At 64.1% G+C, this 22,445-nt stretch carries 17 protein-coding genes and 1 pseudogene; 13 read left to right on the plus strand and 5 right to left on the minus strand.

The genetic code is table 11. From position 1 onward, the window contains the following. The first annotated feature begins 59 nt into the window (after positions 1–59). The 4 genes from BMW76_RS11020 to BMW76_RS11035 all read left to right on the plus strand — a co-directional run bounded on the left by BMW76_RS11020 (position 60) and on the right by BMW76_RS11035 (position 5,463). Positions 60–1,853 carry a VRR-NUC domain-containing protein gene (locus tag BMW76_RS11020; protein WP_090865158.1) on the plus strand — a complete coding sequence of 598 codons (1,794 nt, stop codon included), beginning with the start codon at positions 60–62 and terminating at the stop codon, positions 1,851–1,853. Continuing rightward, positions 1,850–4,114, plus strand: coding sequence for an ATP-dependent DNA helicase (locus tag BMW76_RS11025; RefSeq protein WP_090865159.1), 2,265 nt, complete (start codon positions 1,850–1,852; stop codon positions 4,112–4,114). Before BMW76_RS11020 ends, BMW76_RS11025 begins: the two co-directional genes overlap by 4 nt. Beyond that, positions 4,096–4,485 (plus strand): hypothetical protein, encoded by a 390-nt coding sequence (locus BMW76_RS41640; protein ID WP_218162530.1) that lies wholly within the window; start codon positions 4,096–4,098, stop codon positions 4,483–4,485. Before BMW76_RS11025 ends, BMW76_RS41640 begins: the two co-directional genes overlap by 19 nt. Before the next feature lie 492 nt (positions 4,486–4,977). Then, positions 4,978–5,463, plus strand: coding sequence for an SRPBCC family protein (locus BMW76_RS11035; protein WP_090865161.1), 486 nt, complete (start codon positions 4,978–4,980; stop codon positions 5,461–5,463). A gap of 13 nt (positions 5,464–5,476) precedes the next feature. On the opposite strand, the gene BMW76_RS11040 is transcribed toward BMW76_RS11035, so the two are convergent. Both BMW76_RS11040 and BMW76_RS11045 read right to left on the minus strand, forming a co-directional pair. Further along, positions 5,477–8,053, minus strand: a complete 2,577-nt coding sequence (locus BMW76_RS11040; protein WP_090865162.1) for a mechanosensitive ion channel domain-containing protein — start codon at positions 8,051–8,053, stop codon at positions 5,477–5,479. Between the two features lie 224 nt (positions 8,054–8,277). Next, positions 8,278–8,619 (minus strand): NIPSNAP family protein, encoded by a 342-nt coding sequence (locus tag BMW76_RS11045; RefSeq protein ID WP_090865163.1) that lies wholly within the window; start codon positions 8,617–8,619, stop codon positions 8,278–8,280. Between BMW76_RS11045 and BMW76_RS11050 the strand changes: the two genes are divergently transcribed. The 6 genes from BMW76_RS11050 (at position 8,618) to BMW76_RS11075 (ending at position 13,917) form a co-directional block, all read left to right on the plus strand. Next, positions 8,618–8,893, plus strand: coding sequence for a hypothetical protein (locus BMW76_RS11050; protein WP_090865164.1), 276 nt, complete (start codon positions 8,618–8,620; stop codon positions 8,891–8,893). The two genes, BMW76_RS11045 and BMW76_RS11050, sit on opposite strands and share 2 nt — an antisense overlap. Positions 8,894–9,079: 186 nt before the next feature. Then, entirely contained in the window at positions 9,080–10,477 is a 1,398-nt protein-coding gene (locus BMW76_RS11055) for a sigma-54 dependent transcriptional regulator (RefSeq protein WP_090865165.1), read from the plus strand. A 160-nt stretch (positions 10,478–10,637) separates the two neighbouring features. Then, entirely contained in the window at positions 10,638–11,933 is a 1,296-nt protein-coding gene (locus tag BMW76_RS11060) for a patatin-like phospholipase family protein (RefSeq protein WP_090865166.1), read from the plus strand. 131 nt (positions 11,934–12,064) lie between these two features. Then, positions 12,065–12,538, plus strand: coding sequence for a nuclear transport factor 2 family protein (locus BMW76_RS11065; RefSeq protein ID WP_090865236.1), 474 nt, complete (start codon positions 12,065–12,067; stop codon positions 12,536–12,538). A 161-nt stretch (positions 12,539–12,699) separates the two neighbouring features. Then, positions 12,700–13,554 (plus strand): 2OG-Fe(II) oxygenase, encoded by an 855-nt coding sequence (locus tag BMW76_RS11070; protein ID WP_090865167.1) that lies wholly within the window; start codon positions 12,700–12,702, stop codon positions 13,552–13,554. Between the two features lie 153 nt (positions 13,555–13,707). After that, complete coding sequence (locus tag BMW76_RS11075) at positions 13,708–13,917, plus strand: hypothetical protein (RefSeq protein WP_090865168.1); 210 nt, start codon at positions 13,708–13,710, stop codon at positions 13,915–13,917. 193 nt (positions 13,918–14,110) lie between these two features. Here BMW76_RS11075 and BMW76_RS11080 read toward each other — a convergent pair whose 3' ends face one another. Then, positions 14,111–14,542: a response regulator gene (locus BMW76_RS11080; protein WP_090865237.1), complete on the minus strand. Its 432-nt coding sequence runs from the start codon at positions 14,540–14,542 to the stop codon at positions 14,111–14,113. A gap of 410 nt (positions 14,543–14,952) precedes the next feature. Between BMW76_RS11080 and BMW76_RS11085 the strand changes: the two genes are divergently transcribed. Both BMW76_RS11085 and glgX read left to right on the plus strand, forming a co-directional pair. Continuing rightward, complete coding sequence (locus tag BMW76_RS11085; RefSeq protein WP_090865169.1) at positions 14,953–16,587, plus strand: PAS domain-containing sensor histidine kinase; 1,635 nt, start codon at positions 14,953–14,955, stop codon at positions 16,585–16,587. Positions 16,588–16,743: 156 nt separating this feature from the next. Next, positions 16,744–18,915 (plus strand): glycogen debranching protein GlgX, encoded by a 2,172-nt coding sequence (gene glgX, locus BMW76_RS11090; protein ID WP_090865238.1) that lies wholly within the window; start codon positions 16,744–16,746, stop codon positions 18,913–18,915. A 227-nt stretch (positions 18,916–19,142) separates the two neighbouring features. Here the strand turns inward: glgX and BMW76_RS11095 are convergent, their stop codons facing one another. Together BMW76_RS11095 and BMW76_RS11100 are read right to left on the minus strand one after the other, a co-directional pair. Then, positions 19,143–19,730 (minus strand): BPSL1445 family SYLF domain-containing lipoprotein, encoded by a 588-nt coding sequence (locus BMW76_RS11095; RefSeq protein ID WP_090865170.1) that lies wholly within the window; start codon positions 19,728–19,730, stop codon positions 19,143–19,145. A 221-nt stretch (positions 19,731–19,951) separates the two neighbouring features. Beyond that, on the minus strand, positions 19,952–20,419 hold the full coding sequence (locus BMW76_RS11100) for a response regulator (RefSeq protein WP_090865171.1): 468 nt from the start codon (positions 20,417–20,419) through the stop codon (positions 19,952–19,954). A 356-nt stretch (positions 20,420–20,775) separates the two neighbouring features. On the opposite strand from BMW76_RS11100, the pseudogene cuyB reads away from it, so the two are divergent. After that, positions 20,776–22,269, plus strand: a pseudogene (gene cuyB / locus BMW76_RS11105) (cysteate racemase). Positions 22,270–22,445 lie beyond the last annotated feature (176 nt).

A 22,445-nucleotide genomic window follows, 5' to 3' on the forward strand; every position in this document is an offset into this window, starting at 1 on the left:
TTGCTATGATGGCTGTATAGATATACAGTCCTTGTTCAGCCCTTCTGTCCCCGACATTCGTGCCGACCGACGCCCCCGATCCGTATTCCGGGTCTCCCTTCTACTACCTGCTGAACTTCGAGCGCGCCCTCGCGTGGATCGCCGGGCGTTACGACGACCTGCTCGACGACGGCGAGCGCGCTTTTCTGCACACGTTTCTGAACGACAGGGCGCGTTTGCCGCGAGCGTCGCGCGCGCTGCTCGTCCGCATGCTGATGCGCAAGGGCACGCTGTTTCGCACGGGGCGCCTCGCGTACGCGGAGATCGGCTGCCCCGTGCAGGCCGCTGCGCCGCTTGCCGCGCTCGGATGGATCGATGCGGATGCGCACGTGTCGCTCGACGAACTGTTCGCGCTCGCGACGCGCCCCGAACTTCAGCGCATATTCGCCGACGCGCCCGCGCCCAAGAGCGCGCGCAAGGCCGAGTGGCTCGAAGCATTGCGCGCGGACGCGGACCATGCGGCCGATGCGATGCGACGGCGTTATCGCGAATGGGATGCCGCGTCGGATGAAGCCGCGTTGCGCGTGCTCGTCGCGCCGTTGTGCGAGCGCTTCAGGCTGATGTTCTTCGGCAATCTGCATCAGGACTGGTCCGAGTTCGTGCTCGCCGATCTGGGCGTGTTCCAGTACGAGCACGTCGCGTTTGCCGATTCGTCGCGCGCGTTTCAGCAAAGGGCCGATGTCGATTGCTATCTGGCGCTGCACGCGTGCCGCGAAGCGCTGGAGCTGACGGGCGGCGACGCACTGGAGCCGCTGCTCGAAGCCATCAATGCAATCGATACGCAAGACAACGCATGGCTTGCGCTGCGCCGCGCGAAACTGCTGTTCGCGATCGGGCAGTATGCCGAACGCCGGCACGACTGGGATGCGGCGTTGCACGTCTACGCGCGCTGCGCGTGGCCGGGCGCGCGGCACCGGCGCATGCGCGTGCTCGAACGCGCGGGCCGCGATGCACAAGCGCTCGCACTGGCCCTTCAAGCCGCCGACAAACCGGAAAGCGAGGAGGAGTTGCAGCGTCTTGCGCGTATCGTGCCGCGTCTGCAACGACGGCTCGGACTCGCTGTGCACAAGGCGGTGAAAGCGCGCGCCGCACCGCGCAGCATGCTCGAATTGCCGCGTCCTGCCGATCCGCTCGCAGTCGAATATATCGCACGCGATCATCTGTCGACCGACGACGCGCCCGTTCATTACGTCGAGAACGCGCTGATCAATTCGCTGTTCGGCCTCTTGTGCTGGGAGCCCGTGTTTGCGGCCGTGCCCGGCGCGTTTTTCCACCCGTTCCAGCGCGGTCCCGCCGACCTGCACGCGCCCGACTTTCGCGCGCGCCGCGCCGCTCAGTTCGACGCGTGCTTCGCGCAACTCGACAACGGCGAATATCGCGCGACGATACAGCGTCACTTCGAAAGCAAAACAGGGTTGCAATCGCCATTCGTGTTCTGGGGCGTGCTGACGCACGAGTTGCTGACGCTCGCGCTCGATTGCCTGCCCGCTGCGCATCTGAAGCGGTGGTTCGAGCGGCTGCTGTCTGATGTTCGTGCGAACCGTTCGGGCTTGCCCGATCTGATCCGCTTCTGGCCGCGCGAGCGGCGCTACGAACTGATCGAAGTGAAGGGGCCGGGCGATCGTCTGCAGGACAACCAGATCCGCTGGCTCGAGTACTGTGTGCAGCATCGCATGCCCGTGAGCGTGCTCGATGTGCGATGGGTCGGCGGCAACGACGACGCGAATGCGATCGCCAGCGTGGATATCGGCGGCATGAACGACATCAGCGATATCAGCGACGTCAGCGACATCGGCGACACGGAGGCGGCATGACGTACATCGTCGCCGTGCGCACGCTGTGCGAATTCACCGCGCGGCGCGGCGATCTCGATCTGCGCTTCACGCCCGCGCCTTCGGCGCTCGAAGGCATCGCGGGGCATCAGACCGTGACGGCGCGGCGCGCGCCCGGCTACGAAACCGAAATCACGTTGACGGGATCGCATGGTTCGCTCACCGTGCGCGGCCGCGCCGACGGCTACGACCCCGCGCTCAACCGGCTCGAAGAGATCAAGACGCATCGGGGCGATCTCGGACGGATGCCTGCGAATCATCGCGCGCTGCATTGGGCGCAGGCGCTCGTGTATGGACATCTGCTGTGCGTGGCGCGCGAACTCGATGAACTCACAGTCGCGCTCGTCTACTTCGACATTGCCGATCAGAAGGAAACCGTGCTGACCGAGCGGCACACGGCCGCGTCGTTGCGCGCATTTTTCGCGGACCAGTGCGAACGTTTCGTCGCGTGGGCCGCGCGCGAGGCAGCGCATCGCGATGCGCGCAATGGGGCGCTGAACGCGCTGCGCTTTCCGTATCGCGAGTTTCGCAGCGGGCAGCGCGAGCTGTCGGTGGCCGTTTATCGCGCCGCGCGCGATGGGCGCTGTCTGATGGCGCAAGCGCCGACGGGCATCGGCAAGACGCTCGGCACGATCTTCCCGCTGCTCAAAGCGTGCGGGGCGGATCATCTCGACCGTGTGTTCTTTCTGACCGCGAAGACGCCAGGCCGCGCGCTCGCGCTCGCTGCGATCGAATCGCTGCATCGAAGCGAAGTGGCGCTGCCGCTGCGCACGCTCGAACTCGTTGCGCGCGACAAGGCGTGCGAGCATCCCGACAAATCCTGCGACGGCGAATCGTGTCCGCTTGCGCGCGGCTTCTACGACCGGCTGCCTGCCGCACGCGATACAGCCTTGCTGTCGCGCATGCTCGATCGCGCGGCCGTGCGCGAAGCGGCGCTCGCGCACGGCATCTGTCCGTACTATCTCGCGCAGGAGTTGTCGCGCTGGTGCGATGTCGTAATCGGCGACTACAACTACTACTTCGACAGCAGCGCGATGCTGTATGCGCTCACGCAGATGAACGGCTGGCGCGTCGCGGTGCTGGTCGACGAGGCGCACAATCTGCCCGACCGCGCGCGCCGCATGTACAGCGCGACGCTCGATCAGGGCGCGTTTCGCGGCGCGCGTCATGCGGCGCCCGCTGCGCTGAAGAAGCCATTCGACCGCGTGAATCGCGAGTGGAATGCATTGAACCGCGAGCGCAACGCGGCTTATGAAGTGCTGGCCGACCTGCCGACGAAGCTGCAATCGGCGGTGCAGAATCTGATCGCGTCGATCGGCGATCAGCTTGCCGAGGCGCCGCAACCCATCGATGAAACCGTGCTGCGCTTCTATTTCGATGCGCTGCATTTCATGTCGCTAGTCGAGGCGTTCGGCGATCACTCGATTGTCGACGTGATGCTCGATTCGTATCAAGAGGCTGCGCGCGCGAAGACGTCGACATCGCTTTGCGTGCGCAACGTGATCCCTGCGCCGTTCCTCAAGCCGCGTTATGCGGCCGCGCGCGCGACGGTTCTGTTCTCGGGCACGCTCAGTCCGCAGCATTTCTATCGCGACATGCTCGGTCTGCCCGACGATACCGGCTGGCTCGACGTCGAAGGGCCGTTCAGGGCGGAGCAACTGGACGTGCATGTCGCGCATCACGTGTCGACGCGCTGGCGCGACCGCGAGCGCTCGCTCGTGCCGATCGTCGATCTGATCGCGGAGCAGTATGCGCAGCGTCCCGGCAACTATCTCGGCTTTCTGAGCAGCTTCGATTATCTTCAACGCGTCGCCGATTCGATGCGGGAGCGTCATCCGCAGGTGCCCATCTGGACGCAGGAGCCGCGCATGGACGAAGCGGCGCGCGACGCGTTTCTGGCGCGCTTTCGCGCGAGCGGGGCGGGCGTCGGCTTTGCGGTGCTGGGGGGCGCGTTTTCGGAGGGCGTGGATCTCGTCGGCGATCAGCTGATCGGCGCGTTCATCGCGACGCTCGGCTTGCCGCAGATGAACGATATTAACGAGCAGATGCGCCGCACGTTCGACGCGAAATTCGGCAATGGCTATGACTACGCTTATCTGTTTCCCGGCTTGCAGAAGGTCGTGCAGGCGGCGGGACGCGTGATCCGCACCGAGCAGGATGCGGGCGTCGTGCATCTGATCGATGACAGGTATCGGCGGGGGGATGTCAGGCGGCTGTTGCCGAGATGGTGGAGGGTGCAGTAGGTTTTGTTTTGTCTGCGACGCTTTTGGTTTTTTTGCCTTTGCGCAGGCATCCGCGAATGCGGTTTGTGTATGCGACGCTTTTGGTTTTTTTTTGCCCTTTGCGGGCATCCGCGATGCGCCTCGCGGCGCAGGCGTTGCCCCTGTGCGGGGCGGCACTTACTTTCTTTGCCGCCGCAAAGAAAGTAAGCAAAGAAAGCGGGCTCACCCCGCCAATGCTTGACGATTACCCACGGGCCCTCAACGTCCCCGTGTTTCTTGCGGCAGTGTGCTCGCTGATGTTCGTTGCCAACGCGCTACCTGTGCGCCTCACCCGCTTCATGCACGTGTTGCACGGCCAAGGGTATCGCTGTTCCAGCGCCGCATGTCGGTAGTGAATGTGGGTTGCTGTGTTGTACAGGGCAACGCCCGCACTATGCCGGGTATCGCGTAGCGAGGGTGTCCTGTGCGGTGCGGATGCCTACACACAGTTTGCCGCAAAGGGGCCGGGGACATTCGATGTCGCAAGCCGAAATTCGGGTGCACGATGCAGGTGAGGCGCTTAACTTATGCGTTGGCAACGAACATGGGTCATATATGCTGCCGTGTGAAGGATGGGGACGTTGAGGGCCCGTGGGTAATACAGAGCACTAGCGGTGTGAGCGGCTTTCTTTTGCCTACTTTTCTTTGCCGCTGCAAAGAAAGTAAGTGCCGCCCCGCACAGCGGCAACGCCCGCGCCGCGAGGCGCATCGCGGATGCCTGCGAAGGGCGAAGCAAACGAACGCATTCGCGGATGCCAGCGGCAAGCTGAAATAGCAACGCAATCGCGGATGCCCGCGATAAGGGCAAAACAAACCAGCGTCGCAGACAAAAAAAGGATTCGAAAGTGCATACCGAATACCGCTTCACCACGATCTGGCGCATCAACGCGCCGCTCCAGCCGGTGTGGGACGCGATCCACGATCCGGCCGCCTGGCCTCGCTGGTGGAAATGCGTCGAGCGCGTGATCGAAGTGGAGACGGGCGCTAGCGACGGCGTCGGCGCGTTGCATCGCTATACGTGGAAAGGGCGCTTGCCGTATCGCGTTGCGTTCGACATGCGCGTGACGCGCGTCGAACCGCTTGTCGTGCTCGAAGGCGAAGCGTGCGGCGATGTCGAGGGCACGGGATGCTGGCTGTTCTCGTCGCACGGCGCGGTGACGGTCGTGCGTTACGAATGGCGCGTGCGCACGAAGCGCGGCTGGATGAACCTGCTTGCGCCGCTCGCGCGTCCGTTCTTCAAATGGAACCACGACTACGTGATGCAGCAAGGCGGGGAAGCGCTCGCGAGTCTGCTCGATGCGCGTCTCGTCGGCATCGAGCATTCGTCGTGAAGCAAACGCCGCGTCAGTGACGCGCGGCCTTCGGCTCGGGCTTGTCCTTGTTCGAGCCGTCAGGGGCGCTCGCGGGACGCGGCGGTCCCTCGGGTTCCTCGGCGTTGGCAATGCCCGGTTGCGCATCGGGCGCAACGAGCACGTTGCGCTGTGGATTGGATATCTCGATGCCCTTCTCGCGAAACGCCTCGAATATGCGCCGGTTGAATTCGCGCTGCACCGGCCAGCGCGAGCTGTCGCGGCACTGGATCTGGCCCACGAGCGTGACGGACGCGCCGTCGACGGCATCGACGCCCCAGAAGCTGAAGTCCGACAGGATGCCGTCCTTGAACTTGTCGTCCTCGCGCAGCGCCGCGCCGATTTCCTTCAGCGTCGCGGTCGCGAGTTCGACATCCTGGCCATAGGCGATGCTGACCTTCACGGCCGCATTGCCGAGTCCACGGTTCGTGTTGTTTACCGTCGACACGGAACTGAACGGCACCGTGTACAACGAGCCGTCGCCGCCGCGCAGGCGCACCGTGCGGATCGACAGATACTCGACCGTCCCCGACACGCCCGCGAGCGTCACCCAGTCGCCGACCTGCATCGCGTTTTCCATCAGCAGGAAGATCCCGGTGATGAAGTCCTGCACGAGCTTTTGCGAGCCGAAGCCGAGCGCGACGCCGAAGATGCTTGCGCTCGCAAGCAGCGGCGCCGTGTTCACGCCGAGCTCGCTCAGACCCGTCAGCACGACGACGATCGCGATCACGACGAAGAGGGCCGTGCGCAGCATCGGCACCAGCGTGCGCAGACGCGCGGCGCGCACGAGATCGCCGCTCTTCGTCCATTGATCGAGGCGCTTCTCGACCGAGACGTTCGCGACTTCCCACACGACCAGCGCGATTACAGCCGCCACGCAGATCGTGATCAGCGCCGAGGTCAGACGGTGGCCGATCGCGCCCGGACGGAAGAACTGCCACACGCCGATGCCCCACACCTGCAGCAGCACGAGCACGGTGACGACCGCGATGGCAGTCGATACGACGCGCCGTATCAGCGGATAGTAGCGGTACGCGTGCTGATGAAGCAGCGAGCGGCTCTCGCCCTCCTCGACGTGAAAGAGCCGCCCGAGCGCGCCGAACACCACGATCGACGCGATGCGCGCGCCGACCAGCACGATCAGCGACAGCCCGCCCAGATGCAGCAGCGTCCGATAGCCGTTGTGCACGTCGAGCGCCCACACGAACCACAGCGCCATCACGACGAACACGGCGACGCCCGCCCACATGTCGATGAGCCCGTGCGCGAGCAGCTTCATCGGACGCTGGCTCTCGCTCGTGCGCTCCAGCACGAGGGCGGCGATCGGCGCGCGACATTGCAGGATCATGATCGACACCATCACGTGTCCGACCAGCGCAAGCAGCTTGACGAGAGGCAGATGCGCCGCATCGCTGAGGCCGAGCGCAGTGGAAATCTGGATCAGCGCGCCGCCCACGCCGATCACGCTGACGATGCGGACCACCCAGCGCTGCATGAAGAGCGCCCAGCTATCGGGCAGCCGCAACAGGCGCAGGCCGGGCGCGTCGGGTTGCAGGAAAAATCCCGCCGCGATCACGATCGCGCGGCAGATCACATAGAGGTCGATCAATCCGTTGAGCGCGTCGTCCTGAATCGTGCCGTCGTCGGTGAAGAACGACATCAGCGCGCTTGCCGCCGCGACGAAGGCGACGAGCGGCAGCATGCGCACGCACAGTTGCAGCGCGGCGCTCGGCAGACGTTGCAGCGTGGTCCAGTGATGCGCCGCCTGGCGTTTGCTGCGGGCTTCCTTCCGTTCGGCGTCGGCGGTGTCGGGTTTGGCCGCAGGCGTTGCAGCCGATCCCACCGACGACGGCGGTGTCGACATCGACCGCGCAGCGGGGCTCGCGGGTGGGCTACTGTCCGTGGCCGTTTCGGTCGCCGTCGCAGCGACGCTCACGGCTCCTGCTGCGCGCGCCGCGGCATCTTCTTCTGCCTGATGAGCCGCGTCGCGTGCTTCGCGCGCCTCGCGCCGCGCGATGATCGCCGCGCGCGCCCGGCGCAGCACGCGCCGCACGAGCCACTCGAGCGCGATCGCAGGCAGCAGCGTGCCGATCAGCGCGAGCAGCACGCCACCGACCTTCGCGCGTTCGTGCGGATCGGATAGTTGCACGTTCCACCAGTAGCGCGCCGACGACGTATCGAGCAGCACGGCCACCGATCGCTTGAGCGTCGCGCCGCCTTGCGCGAGCCAATGCGCGCCTTGGCGCGCCAGCTGCGATGCGAGGCCGTTCGACTTGAACGCGGCGGGGACGCTCGCGCCCGCTGCGCTCGCCGCCGCCGCAGCCGACGCGCCGGATGCGGGCGCGGGCCCGGCGGGCGTCGCGAGCGCGCCTGCTGCGGCAATCGCCGTCAGCGTGTCTTCGATTTGTGCGCGTCTTTTCGGGTCGTTGAGGACGGCCAGCGCCTCGCGGGCCTGTTCGGGCGTCAGCGTAACAGCGGTGGCGGAGGCGCCCGTCGCGGTCGTCGCCGTGACGGCAGGAAAGGCAGGGACGCTGAACAGCGCCAGCAGGCAGATCAGAAGGAGTTTGCGCATGTAGGGCCGGTGGGCGGCGGCGATGCGCGTACGGCTGGACGCGATGCGGCGCCGGGAGCCACCACGTTTCGACTGAAAAATAAAACGACAGCGGCGGGGCGCCATAAGTTCCGCAACCGGTTCCGCAAACGGCGATCCAGCACGCATCGGAGCGTGCGATGCGCGCTTCGGGGTGCTTGGCTCGGGTGCTTACGCATAACCGTGACGTGGACCCATCCGCATGATCAGCGTTCGCCGTGGAGCGCGGGTCTGCCGAGCGTGCCGTCGACGGCTTCCGTAAAGGTCCGTTCTTCGCGCACGATGAAGCGCTTCGCCTGCGCCATGCGGAAATTGTCGACGGATGCCGGATCGGTGCGCAGCCGCGCGCGGTACGCTTCATAGGCAGCGAGGCTGTCGAACGCGACGAGACCCCACGCAATGTCGTTCGTGCCTTCGTGCGGCAGAAAATAGCCGATCAGGTGGCCGCCGCAGCGCGGGATGATTTCGGCCCAATTCTCGGCGTACTGCCTGAATGCGTCACGTTGAAAAGGATCGATCTGATAGCGGATGAAACAGGTGAGCGTCATGGGGACTCCCGTCGATGTCGTGGGTTGGTTGGCCGCCGTGCAGTCAGACGTGTGGCTGCATGACGGCAAGTATCCGCGACGCGTGTCCCGCGATGTTTCAGCCTGGCTCGAAGTGTCGACGCCTGTTCGGCGGCAGCCGGCGGACGGTGTCGACCGCGCGGCAGCCCCTATGCTTTTAAATGTGTTCTTTCTTCATGTGTTCGTGACGCGACCGGAATGTGTGCTTCCCGCGCCGATCGTAGATGACTGCATGACAGGTAATCATGCAGACTGACGATCACGACGGCGCCGTAGCGATCCGCGTGATGGTTTACCCATCTAAAGTCAAAAAAGCATGCGCCGATAAGAATGTCGATGGACCGACGACGATCGCGCGTTCGTTCACGATGACGGTGCATGTAGTATGTGGACACCGAATAGCGTCCTTGCCGTTCGGACGCAGGCGCGCGAAGGGGGAGGTATGGACGTGCGGCGATTGATCTACCTGTCGGCGAAACCCAGCGCGGAAATCCGTCAGTTCTTCGAGCAGTGCGACTGGCAGGTGAAATCGGTCAGGTCGGTGAAGGAGGTGGCGAAGGCTGTCGACGGTTTCGATGCGGCGGGCGGGCTGCTCGACCTTGCGGCAGGATTGCCGCTTCATGAAATCGAAGCGCTCGATGCCTGCCTGGCGATGCCGAATATCGGCTGGGTCGCGATCGTATCGCCGGGGCAACTCGCCGATTCGACGATGCGCCGGCTCGTGCGCGACTACTGCTCGGACTATGTGACCGTCCCCGTCGTCCCCGAGAGGGCCGTCAGGGCCGTCGGGCATGCTCGCGGAATGGCGACACTCGCGGGCGCGCCGCAACAGGCGCCCGTTCATGCCGTCACGGAAGGCGACATGATCGGCTCATGCGAGTCGATGCAGGCGCTCTTCCGGTCTATCAAACGGGTGGCGTCGACGGATGCGCCCGTGTTCATAGCTGGCGAATCGGGAACGGGCAAGGAACTCACGGCTGCCGCGATTCATCAACGGTCTTCGCGGCGCGATGCGCCGTTCGTCGCGATCAATTGCGGCGCGATATCGCGCGAGCTGGTGCAGTCGGAGCTGTTCGGTCACGAACGCGGGGCGTTTACGGGGGCGACGCAACGCAGGATAGGACGCGTCGAGGCAGCGAACGGCGGCACGCTGTTTCTGGACGAAATCGGGGATCTTCCGCTGGAAAGCCAGGCCAGCCTGCTGCGGTTTCTGCAGGAACGCAAGATCGAACGACTCGGCGGGCAGGAATCGATCGACGTCGATGTGCGGATCATCTCGGCGACGCACGTCGATCTCGATGCAGCCATCGCCGATGGGCGCTTCCGGCATGACCTCTATCATCGGCTTTGCGTGCTGCGCATCGTCGAGCCGCCGCTGCGCGAGCGAGGCGCCGACATCGAACTGCTCGCGTTTCATCTGCTCGGACATTTCCGGCGTGATGCGGGACGACGCTTGCAGGGTTTCGCGCCCGATGCGATGGACGCCATGCGCCGGCACACGTGGCCGGGAAACGTCCGCGAGCTGGGCAACCGCATTCGACGTGCCGTGGTGATGGCGGAAGGCAGATTGATCACCGCGAAGGATCTCGAACTGGATCATCTGGTGGATCAGATGCCCGTGTCGCTGAACGTCGCGCGCGAGACGGCCGAACGCATGGCCATCGAGCGCGCGCTGCTGCGGCATCGCGGGCGCTATGGCGAGGCCGCGCGCGACCTGGGTATTTCCCGCGTCACGCTTTACCGCCTGATGGATGCCTACCGGATGCGCGAGCCGGACAGCGCCGAACCAAAGCCCGACAAACGCCACGACGACCACGACGACCACAGCGAGCCGGATTGACGAATCCGGCGACGTCGGCGCACGTGCCGCGCGTGCACAGATAGCGGGCACCGGACGCCTGGAGCGCCCCCGCGCGACCTTGCCTGATATCTCCAGCCGCCTCTGTCAAAATGAGCAGCGGAATCTTCCGCGCAACCGTTGCTGAACGAGGCTAAAAGCAATGCCCAGCTCAACCAGGCCGAGCCGTGTGAAAAAACCGTCGATGCATGCGGCAGCGCAGGCATCCCGCGCGTCCGCGCGCCCGCGTGAAACCTCTGCCGGCGGGACGTCCGCGCATCCCGCGATCGATGCGCAAGTCGTGCTCGTGCTGCAAGGCGGCGGCGCGCTCGGCGCGTATCAGGCGGGTGTGTACGAGGCGCTGCACGACGCAGGGATCGAGCCCGACTGGGTGATCGGCACGTCGATTGGCGCGATCAACGGCGCGATCATCGCGGGCAATCGCCCGGCGGACAGGATGAGCCGTCTGCGCGCGTTCTGGGAGCGCGTCACGTGGAAGGGCTTCGCGGACCATCACAACACGTGGCTGTCGGCCTTCGCGCCCGCCGCCGCGAACATACCCGCATCTCTGACGGCCGCATGGAGCGCATGGGCGGCATGGATGCCGGCCTACGAGCAATGGCTGCGCAATCTGTCGATCATGTCGCACGGCATTCCGGCCTTCTTCACGCCGCGCGCCGATGCGTGGCTCGGCCTGCAAGTGCCCGTCGGCCTCGAGCACGCCGCGTTCTATCGCACCGAGCCGTTGCGCGAGACGCTCGCGTCACTGATCGACTTCGATTATCTGAATGGCAAGGCAACGCGGCTGACGGTCGGCACGGTCGGTGTCGGCAGTGGGCAGATGCGCTATTTCACCAACCGCGACGAAGCGCTCGACGTGCAGCACGTGATGGCATCGGCTGCGTTTCCGCCGGGCTTTCCGTCCGTGCGCATCGACGGCGAGGCGTACTGGGACGGAGGCATCTATTCGAACACGCCGCTCGAAGCCGTGCTCGACGACCGGCCGCGCCACAGCTCGGTGATCTTCACCGTGCAGTTGTGGCCCGCGCACGGCGACGAGCCCGCATCGATCCACGAAGCGATGAGCCGGCAACGCGACATCCAGTATTCGAGCCGCGCCGAGAGCCATCTCGAACGGCAGCGGCAGATTCACCGGCTGCGTCACGTGATCCGCGAACTGGGCAAGCATCTGCCTGAAAACGAACGCGATACGAAGGCCGTCAAGGAACTGCTCGGCTGGGGCTGCGGGACGACGATGCAGGTAATCGAACTCGACGCGCCGAGCTTCGGCAGCGACGAGCTGCACAAGGACATCGATTTTTCGGCGGACGGCATCAGGCGGCGCTGGCAGGCGGGCTACGCGGACGCCCAACGGATGATCGGACGCGCGCCGTGGCGCGCGGAGCCGGACCCGATGGAGGGCATATCGATTCATCGTTCGGAGCCGCAGACGGCTTGAGCCATCCGTTGTGCAGCGGCGACGAACGGCGATGAACGGCGGCGGCACGTCGGAAACATTGCGCAAACAAATCGGCGTGATGTACCTTGAATGAAGGCATCGGCAGATGGGACGTCCACGACAAGAACGACATGACTCATCCGAATGCGGCATTGATCGAGCGGTTCTACGAGGCGTTCCAGCGGCTCGACGTCGACGCGATGGCAGCGTGCTACGCGTCCGACGTGACGTTCAGCGATCCCGTCTTCGGCGAGCTGCACGGCGCCGAAGTGTCCGACATGTGGCGCATGCTGGCGTCCCGCGCGCAGGAGTTGACGCTTGCTTTCAGTCACGTCGTTGCGGACGATGCAACCGGCAGCGCGCACTGGGTTGCGAGCTATGTATTCAGTCAGACGGGCAGGACGGTCGTCAATCCGATCGATGCGCGCTTCGTGTTCCGCGACGGGCTGATCGTCGAGCATCGCGATCGCTTCGATCTGTGGCGCTGGGCAAGTCAGGCGTTGGGCGCGAAGGGCGCGCTGTTCGGCTGGACGCCGTTCGTGCAGAACGCGATTCGCGCGCAGGCCCGACACGGGCTGGCGGCGTGGCGTGCAAGGGACGCGTGAAGGGAGCACGAGGGCTCGAAGGGCGCGGGAAGCGCCCCTGATGGGCAGGCGGAACGCGCACATATCGCACATACGCGGCGCAATGCAGGCATCGTGCCGTTTGCGTATGCGTGGCATTGCGCTTGCGAAGCAGGCAGAACGAACGACATAGCGAGGCTCCAATGCAAGTCGTGGATGCTGCATGGCAGGAATGGCTCGCGACCAACGTACGTCGCGGGTGTACGCAGGACTCGATGGTTGACGCGATGGTGCAGGCGGGCTTCGATGCATTGGCGGCGCGCGAAATCGTGGGCCGCGCGGCCGCCGAAAACGCCGTGGAGGCCGAGGCCGCCCAACCATCCGAAGGCGAGCGCGCCTACGAATACGATGCGTGCCCCGTGGCGGCGGGCAATATCGTGCGCACGCATGACCGCGACGTGCCTGTCGTGCTGCGCGTCGATCGCCCGCAGGTGATCGCCTTCGACGACGTGCTGTCGGACGGCGAATGCACGGAGCTGATCGAGCGCGCGCGAAACAGGCTGAAGCGCTCGACGACCGTCAATCCCGACAGCGGACAGGAAGACGTGATCACGCTGCGCACCAGCGAGGGCTTCTGGTTTCAGCGCTGCGAGGACGCGTTCATCGAGCGGCTGGACCGCCGCATCGCCGGGCTGATGAACTGGCCGCTCGAACACGGCGAGGGCCTGCAGATCCTGCACTACAGGGCGGGCGGCGAGTATCGTCCGCACTTCGACTATTTTCCGCCCGCGCAATCGGGCAGCGCGCTGCACACGGCGCGCGGCGGCCAGCGGGTCGCGACGCTGATCGTCTATCTGAGCGATGTCGAAGGCGGCGGCGAAACGGTGTTTCCGGACGCCGGCATTACCGTGATGGCGCGACGGGGCGGCGCCGTCTACTTCCGCTACATGAACGGACGCGGACAACTCGATCCACTGACGCTGCACGGCGGCGCGCCTGTCACGGGCGGTGAGAAGTGGATCATGACCAAGTGGATGCGCGAGCGCGCGTACGTGTAAGCGCAGTCCGGCGCGCGAGTAGCCTCTTTGCGCGCGCATAAAAGAATCAGGAATGGCGTGTGCTCATTGCGGCGTGTGGACGCGCGGACAGCCGGCGTTCGATGCGACGCGTGAGCGCCGTCCCGACTGGAAAAAAGAACTCGGGGGACCACGATGGATAACTATCAACTGGAAAGCGAGTTGCACCACCTCGAGCGCGTGCTCAGCCATATGGCTGCCGAGCATCGGTTTCCGCTCTCGTATTGGCGCACCCGGCTCAACACGGTGCTCGCGGCGCCGCTGGTGCCTTCGCAGCGAACACGCGCGCGCAAGCTCGACGACATGCTGCGCACACTCGAAACGCGCGCGCCGGAGATCGGCTGACGGCACGTTCGATCGTGCGTGACGATGCAACATGGGAGCGTAAAACGACAAGACGTGGGCCGCGTTGCGACGCGGCCCGGCCCGTTTCGGTTCGATATGTTTATCCTCTCGCGCGCACGGAAGCACGCTCATGCAGCCGTGTTACGCACGAGGCTGACGCCGGATCGCGTCAAAAGCAAAAGATGAAGATGGGCTAGTTCAACGGCACGCTGGCCGAGCCCGGCGAAGCGGCATCGCTTGCATGCTCGCGGCCGAGCAGCAGATCGACTTGCCCGAGCAGGATCTCGCGTGCAACGGGCTTGTGCAACGTGCACTCGCAATTCAGATCGGTGGGGATATCCGGCGAAGCGCTCCACAGGATCACGGGCATGCCGTCGAGTCCGGGATCGCTCTTGAGCGTGCGGCACACTTCGGCGCCATTCATCCCGGGCATCATCAGGTCCGTGATCACGAGCGCGGGATGCACGCGCTGCGCAAGCTCGACGCCCTGGCGGGCATTGAAGGCCGTGAGCACGTGAAAGCCCTCCAGCTCGAGCAGGAGCGCCCATGCAATCAACAGATCCGGCTCGTCGTCGATGAGCAGGATGGTAGGAAGACGGCTGTCCGATAGTGCGTTCGAATCCATGTACGCAGGCGAGCTCGTTATTCGCAGACCGGAATCCGGCGCATGCGATGTGTCATCGTTTAATTGGTTCCGGCGCACGCACGACGCGTGCCACTCGAATGACAGGTTCATTCGAATCGCCGCACACTCATCACGCGGCCATGGAGCACATACGTCGTCGTCGAGCGCTGGCGGGGCTTGCCGACGTTTCGACCCCGCCGTTGAAGAGCGCCAGGCGGGCGTGAGTGCTGCTGTCGTGGAGCGTTGCAATTCGCAAAAATTATCGATGTCGTTGTAAGTTCTGACCCGCAGCGATGACGATGTGTGCCGCGACATGCCGCATGGGTTCAAGCCCGTCATCGCATGCGATACGCGCCACGCGGCGCTTGACGTCGGGTCCGATGGTGTCGTTTCGGGTAGACTGTAGGGCTATGGAAAGACTATCCAGCCGATCGCGCACGGTGATCTCCGTCGACGCCACGCAGGTATTCGAGCTGTTGCCCGACGCGTGGCTCATCCTCGACGAGCGCTGCGAGGTCGTGGCCGCGAACGCGCGTTATCGCGAGATGCACGGTGTCACGCTGTCCGATATCCAGGGCTGTTCGATCCACGACATCAATCAGGTCGGTCCGCAATCGCAGCGGGAATTGCGCCGCAGCTGGCTCGATTCGCTGCTAGCCGGTCTCGTGCCTGGCGAGCCGCGCCTTTCTTCGCTGATCCGTTATGACACACCTGCGCCAGACAGCAGCGATGGCGCGCTGATGCCGCGCTACTGGCAGGCGCGCGCGTCGATGATCGAGCCGAGCGACGGCCGGGCGCCGCTGATCGCGATGTGCATGATGGACGTGACCGAGTCGCTTGCGATCACCGAGCGCGATCAGCGCGAGCGCGAAAAGCTGCGTTCGCAGGTGCGCCGGCGCCAGGTGCTCGTCGACGAAGCGAACGCGGAACTGCGCATGCATCGCGAGCAGTTGCGCCAGGCGCTCGAGTTCGCGCATGTCGGCGCGTGGGAGCTCAATCCGGCCACGGGCGCGATCGACGCCACCGAACAATGCAAGATCAACCTCGGGCTTTCGGCATCCGATGCGCTGACCGAGAAGCGTCTTTTCGACGAGCTGATCGACCAAGCCGACCGCGCCCGCGTGAAGGACGCGATGCAAGGCGCGCTCAAGCGGCGCGAGCACTTCGAAGTCGAGTTCCGCGTCACGTGGCCCGACCTCACTGTGCGCTGGGTGCTGCTGCGCGGGCTCGGCCGCTATCACGACGACAACGCGCTGAAGTCGATTGTCGGCTTCACGCTCGATATCACGTCGCGCAAGGAGGCCGAGCTCGAACAGCGCGCGATCGCCGAATCGGAAAAGCGCGCACGCAAGCATAGCGACGAAGCCGCGCGCGCGATGGATCGTTTCGTCACGGCCGTCAGCCACGAGTTGCGCTCGCCGCTCGGCGCGATTCTCTCGTGGACGACGCTGCTGCAGCGTGCCGCCGATCCCGCCCACGTGACACGCGCGGCGGGCGTGATCGAGCGCAACGCGCATCAGCTTGCGCATATGGTCGACGATCTGCTCGACAGCGGCGCGATCGCGACGGGCAAGCTGTCCGTGAATCTTCAGCCCGTCGATCTGGGCGCGCTCGCAGGCAACGTCGCCGAGGACATGCGCATGTCGGCGGAAGCGAAAGGATTGCGCTTCGTGGTCGGCGAGCTTGCGCCGTGCATCGTGATGGCCGACGAAAGCCGGATGAAGCAGGTCGCGTGGAATCTGCTGTCGAATGCGGTGAAATTCTGCACGCAGGGCGAAGTCGAATTGAGCGTAACGGTAAAGGGTCAGCAGGCCGAACTGTCGGTGCGCGATACGGGTTGCGGCATCGAGCCCGATGCGCTGATGCGCATTTTCGAGCGCTTTCGCCAGGTCGATCCCGAAAGCGGCGGGCGCGTCGCGGGGCTGGGTCTCGGGCTATGGCTCGTCAAGCATCTCGTCGATCTGCATCACGGCACCGTCGCAGCCGAGAGCGCGGGGCGCGGTGAGGGTTCGACGTTCAGGGTGACGCTGCCGCTCTATCGTTGACACCTCGTCGAGCGAAACGTGCGGAAGTGCGTTAGCGTTCGCCTATAGGTGCATCCCTATAGGTACATCGATTGGGTACATCGATTGCTGCCCGCAGCGCTGCCGCCGTGCATGCGGCATGCGCCGCGCCCGTTCAATTCGCGTGAGGAACACACCATGCCGATCGATTCCCGCATTGCCGAGGGCCTGCCTTTTCCGCTCGGCGCGACATGGGACGGCCGGGGCGTCAATTTCGCGCTCTTCTCCGCCAATGCAACGAAGGTCGAGTTGTGTCTGTTCGACGAGAAGGGCAAGAAGGAACGCGAACGCATCGAACTGCCCGAATACACCGACGAAGTGTGGCACGTGCATGTCGCCGGATTGAAGCCGGGCACCGTCTATGGCTATCGCGTGCATGGTCCGTATGAGCCCGACGCCGGTCATCGTTTCAATCCGAACAAGCTGCTGCTCGATCCGTATGCGAAGGCGCATGTGGGCGCGTTGCGCTGGGACCCGTCGCTGTTCGGCTACACGCTGGAATCTGAGGACGACCTCACATTCGACGAGCGCGACAGCGCGCCGTTCATGCCGAAGTGCCAGGTCGTCGATCAGACGTTCAACTGGACGCATCCGACTCGCATCCGCGTGCCTTGGGACCGCACGATCGTCTACGAGACGCACGTGCGCGGCTATACGAAACGTCATCCCGGCGTGCCCAAAGCGATGCGAGGCACCTTCGACGGTCTCACGCAAAAGGCCGTGATCGACCATATCAGGCGTATCGGCGTGACGACGATCGAACTGCTGCCCATTCATTCGTTCGTCAACGATCAGTATCTGCTCGACAAGGGGCTCACCAACTACTGGGGCTACAACACGATCGGTTTTTTCGCGGCCGATCCGCGTTACTTCGCGCGCGGCCCTGGCGCGGTCGACGAATTCAAGGCGATGATCGACCGCCTGCACGACGCCGGCCTCGAACTGATACTCGACGTCGTGTACAACCATACGGCCGAGGGCAACGAACGCGGGCCGACGCTGTCGTTTCGCGGGATCGACAACGCGTCGTACTACCGGCTGATGCCTGAGCAGAACCGCTATTACATCAACGATACGGGCACGGGCAACACGCTGAACCTGTCGCATCCGCGCGTGCTGCAGATGGTGACGGACAGCCTGCGCTACTGGGTCACGGAGATGAACGTCGACGGCTTCCGCTTCGATCTCGCGACCATCCTCGGGCGCGAGCCGTATGGTTTCGACGAAGGCGGCGGCTTTCTCGACAGTTGCCGGCAAGACCCGATCATCTCCAGCGTGAAGCTGATTGCGGAGCCGTGGGATTGCGGGCCGGGCGGCTATCAGGTGGGTGGTTTTCCGCCGGGCTGGGCCGAATGGAACGACCGCTTTCGCGACACGGTGCGCGGGTTCTGGAAAGGCGATGAAGGCGAGGCCGCCGATCTCGCGACACGCATCACGGCATCGGGCGATTTCTTCAACCGGCGCGGCAGGCGTCCGTGGGCCAGCGTGAACTTCATCACCGCGCACGACGGCTTCACGCTAAACGATCTCGTGTCGTACAACGAGCGTCACAACGAAGCGAACGGCGAGGACAACAACGACGGCCATAGCGACAACCGCTCGTGGAATTGCGGCGTCGAAGGGCCGACCGACGATGCCGAAGTGATCGCGTTGCGCGAGCGCCAGAAGCGCAACATGCTCGCGACGCTGCTGTTTTCGCAAGGCACGCCGATGGTGCTCGCCGGCGACGAATTCGGCCGCACGCAGAAGGGCAACAACAACGCGTATTGCCAGGACGATGAGATCAGCTGGGTGGACTGGACGGGCATCGACGACGACGGCCGCGCGCTTATCGAATTTGTGCGCAAGCTCACGACGCTGCGCCATGCGCTGCCCGTGCTGCGACGCAATCGCTTTCTCACGGGCGAGATGCGCGAGGACATCGGCGTGATGGACGTGAAGTGGCTGAGTCCCGCAGGCGTCGAATTGACGGGCGACCAATGGGACGATGCGACGATGCGCTGCTTCGGCCTCGTGATCGACGGCCGCGCGCAGGCGAGCGGCATCCGCAAGCCCGCATCCGATGCGACCTTGCTGCTGGTCGTCAACGCGTATCACGACGTCGTCGACTTCACGCTGCCGGAGATACCCGGCAGCGATCAATGGAGCTGCATGATCGATACGAACGCGCCCGAGCGAGACGAATTGCCGGACTTCGAATCGGGCGACGTCTATCAGGTGACGGGCCGCTCGATGCTGCTGTTCGCGCTGCACGCGAAGGGCGAGACACAACGGATCTTCGATCGGCTGGGAGAACGTTTGACGGCCTAGCGCTTATGTCAGCGACGGGCCGATCAAATCGAACATCGAAGCCCGTTGCTGACACGTCAGACATTCACGCACTGCGCGCAACCGTCCCCTGCGATGCGAAGCGCGCCGTACGCCGGATGTAAAACACGCGTTGAAAATGGCGCTTTTTTACAGCAGTGCTTTACGAGCCGCGGCAGCGCTGGGAAGTTGCGGCGCGTTGCACGGCCCCGCAAATTAGTGCTCAAGACTCAGATATCAAGCCGCGAGATCTTCGTGCCTTCGAGCGATACGCCCGCCATCAGGCCCGCATTGGTCAGCACGAACGCCTGAACGGGCGCCGTGGCCGTCGTCGAGTCGATGTTGCCGTTCGCACCCACCTTCACGAGCGCGACCGTCGCATCGCCGCCGACCGACCAGCCCTGGCTGTTGCGGAAGCGGTCGAGCGCATCCTGCGTCATGAAGAGAAAGATCACGCCCTTCGACTGCGCGCCGATCTGCAGACCGAACGAGCCGGCTGCCGTGCTGTAATAGCCGACCGGTTGCCCGCCGACACGCAACGCGCCCTGGCCATACTGACCCCCGATCCAGAAGCCCGCCTGCACGACCGACGGAAACACCAGCACGCCACGCGATTTCGCGACGAGCTCACGCGAGCCGTGGACGCTCGTATAAAGGCGCGACAGCGTTTCATCGACGCTCGAATTGATCGCTCTGCGCTTGTCCGCGTTACTGGTTGCTGTCGTGGAGTTCGAAGGCGTCGTCGTGCAGCCGGCGAGAGCCATGCTGCCGGCGGCGAGTGCGGCACCCGTGCTGAAGATGAAATTTCTTCTATGCATTTGAGTTCTCCTGTCTGTCAACGCAAAGTCCACGGTTTGCGCCTCCCTGGGTGCATCACCGCGCCGATGAGGGTCGCGAAACCCTTGATTGGCAAGGACTAACGATATGGCAGCAGTCCGTGTGCCCACTGAGGCCCTGAAACGTTGGACGTCGCGCGCGCGGGGCACGATGAGACCTGACGGTACGAGCGCACTCACGAACCGCGCGATGCGTGTATGAATTACAAGCCGTCGTTTCGCTGCACGTTATCCGATTCGGACACGGCCCGCTTCAACAGGGCGAGCAGGCGTTGCGGCGTCAGCGGCTTTGCGCAATGCGCGTCGAAGCCCGCTTCACGCGCGCGCTCGCGGTCGGACTGCGATGCGTAGCCCGTGCACGCGATCAGCAACATGTGGGAAGTCGACGGCGACGCACGCAGACGTCGCGCCAGTTCGAGTCCGTCGACGCCCGGCATCGCGATGTCGAGCACGACGGCAAATGGCTGCCATGCGGCCGCGAATTCGCAGACATCCTCCGCGCCATGCATTGCGCGGCACTCGAAGCCATTGGCGTACAGCAGCAGTTGCAGCGCATCGGCGGCATCCGCGTAATCGTCGACGACCAGTACGCGCCGGTGATTGGACATATGCGTGGGAATCGGCCGCCATTGCAATACGTCGTCACTGTCGCGCGGGTTTTTCGTAGCCATCCCCGTTGATCTCCCGTCACTCTCTCCCCCAAGGCACCGAATCGAGCAAGGGCCGGACCCGAGACGCGACGTGTTTTCAAATGCATTCAACACCTCGAATTGACAATTACGGCGCCGCCTGGGGTTAACCAGTGGGCTCAGTGAGGCGAACATAATCGCCGCACGCTAATGCGAAGGAATAAACATAAAACATGTTGTTTATAAGTCGGCCATCGGCTTTATTCATGCGACATAAACGGTCATTCGGATTTATATTCTGAATGGCGCGACAAAGCGGATTGAAACAGGGCGCCGGCAACGCGCAATACGATTGCCGGAATGCGTGCCTCCAATAAAACAAGCCAACGAGGGCTTTAATGAAACCATCGTCTGTTATTGGGCGGCGCGCATTCGGCATTGTCGGCGGCGCGGCGCGTCTCGCAAGCGCGGAGCTATTGCGCAAGATGCATTACGCGAATTCGGCTGCACGCCACTTTCAGCCGCTCGATATTGCTGTCGAACGCGGCGCGAGTGACAAGCGCCGCGACTCCAATCCACCTGTTGCCGGTTCTGCGGAACACCAGCTGCGCACATTCGACGCGATTCGCGATTTCGAACAGCGCGGCGTGCTGGCCGTCGCGTTGCCGTGTTTCGAGAGCCATCTGTTCATCGACGAATTGCAGGCGAACACGCGTGTCGTGGTGGTCGATATGATCGCTGCGCTCTTTGCACATATCCGGCAGCGTTTTCCGTTCGCGCGGCGCGTCGGCGTGCTGACTTCGCCGCTGCTGTGCGAGCGGCGGCTTTTCGAATGTTACGGCGCGCGCGTGCGTATCGACGTGGTCAGCGTGGGAGTCGAGGACGCGGGCGCGCTGCGTGCCGCCTGTGACTCGCTGATTGCGCAGGGCGTCGATGTGCTGTTGCCGGCCACGATCGATAGCGCGCTATCGGTGCAACGGCTCGGCGCGCTCGCGGTGCCCATCGTCGACTCGTACGCAGCCTACGCGCGGCATCTGATCACAGCCGATCATCGCAAGCCGGCGCGCCAGATCACGCTCGGCGTCGTCGGCGGAGTGGGGCCCGCCGCGACCGTCGACTTCATGCACAAGGTCGTGCGCAATACGCCCGCCGTCCGCGACCAGGACCACATCAAGATCATCGTCGAACAGAACCCGCAGATTCCCGATCGCACCGATTATCTGATGGGCAATGGCGTGGACCCGACGCTCGCGCTCTATGCAACTTGCCGAAAGCTCGAAGACGGCGGCGCCGATGTGATCGCCATTCCTTGCAATACCGCGCATGCGTTCATCGCGCCGATTGAAGCGCGATTGCGCGTGCCCATCGTCAGCATGATGAGCGTGACGGCCGATCATCTGCGTACGACATTTCCCGCAGTCGAACATATCGGTCTGCTCGCAACCGATGGCACGCTTGCGAGCGGCGTGTATCGAAGCGCGCTCGAAGCGCGCGGACTGACCTAGGTCTTGCCGTCCGCCGCGATGCAGGCACGGGTGACGAAGGCAATCTACGGGACGCGCGGCGTGAAAGCGGGCTACACGAGCGGCGAATGCGTCGACGACATCATCGCCGCGATCGAGAGCCTGCTGTTGCAGGAAGTCGAAGTGATTCTGCTGGCGTGCACGGAATTGCCGCTGCTCTTTCCGCAAGCGGCCACCGTTTCGCGCCGAGGCCGCACCGCGCACCTCGTCGATCCGACCGACGTGCTCGCGAAATGCTGTGTCGAGTTCGCTTTGGGCAAGCCGATCGCAGAGCAGGCGAGCGCGCCTCTGGAAAGTGTGCCCGTCGACTATGCTGCATTGGCCGCGCGAGTCGAAAGAGGAGTGGTACTTAATGCCGGGGTTCTTTGAAGCGCAATCGCATTGCGACTCGCGTATTTCCTTTCTGACGACTTTCCATAAAAAGAGTCAGGTGAATTGTTAATTCTTCTTGGTGGACGTTTCACAATACTTTCTTGATCCGACGTCAGACTCTGCTCTCTTGTCTTGCACGCGTAGAAGAGCAGAACACAACAGCGCAAGCTTGA

This window comes from Paraburkholderia diazotrophica (genome assembly GCF_900108945.1).
GTDB lineage: Bacteria > Pseudomonadota > Gammaproteobacteria > Burkholderiales > Burkholderiaceae > Paraburkholderia > Paraburkholderia diazotrophica.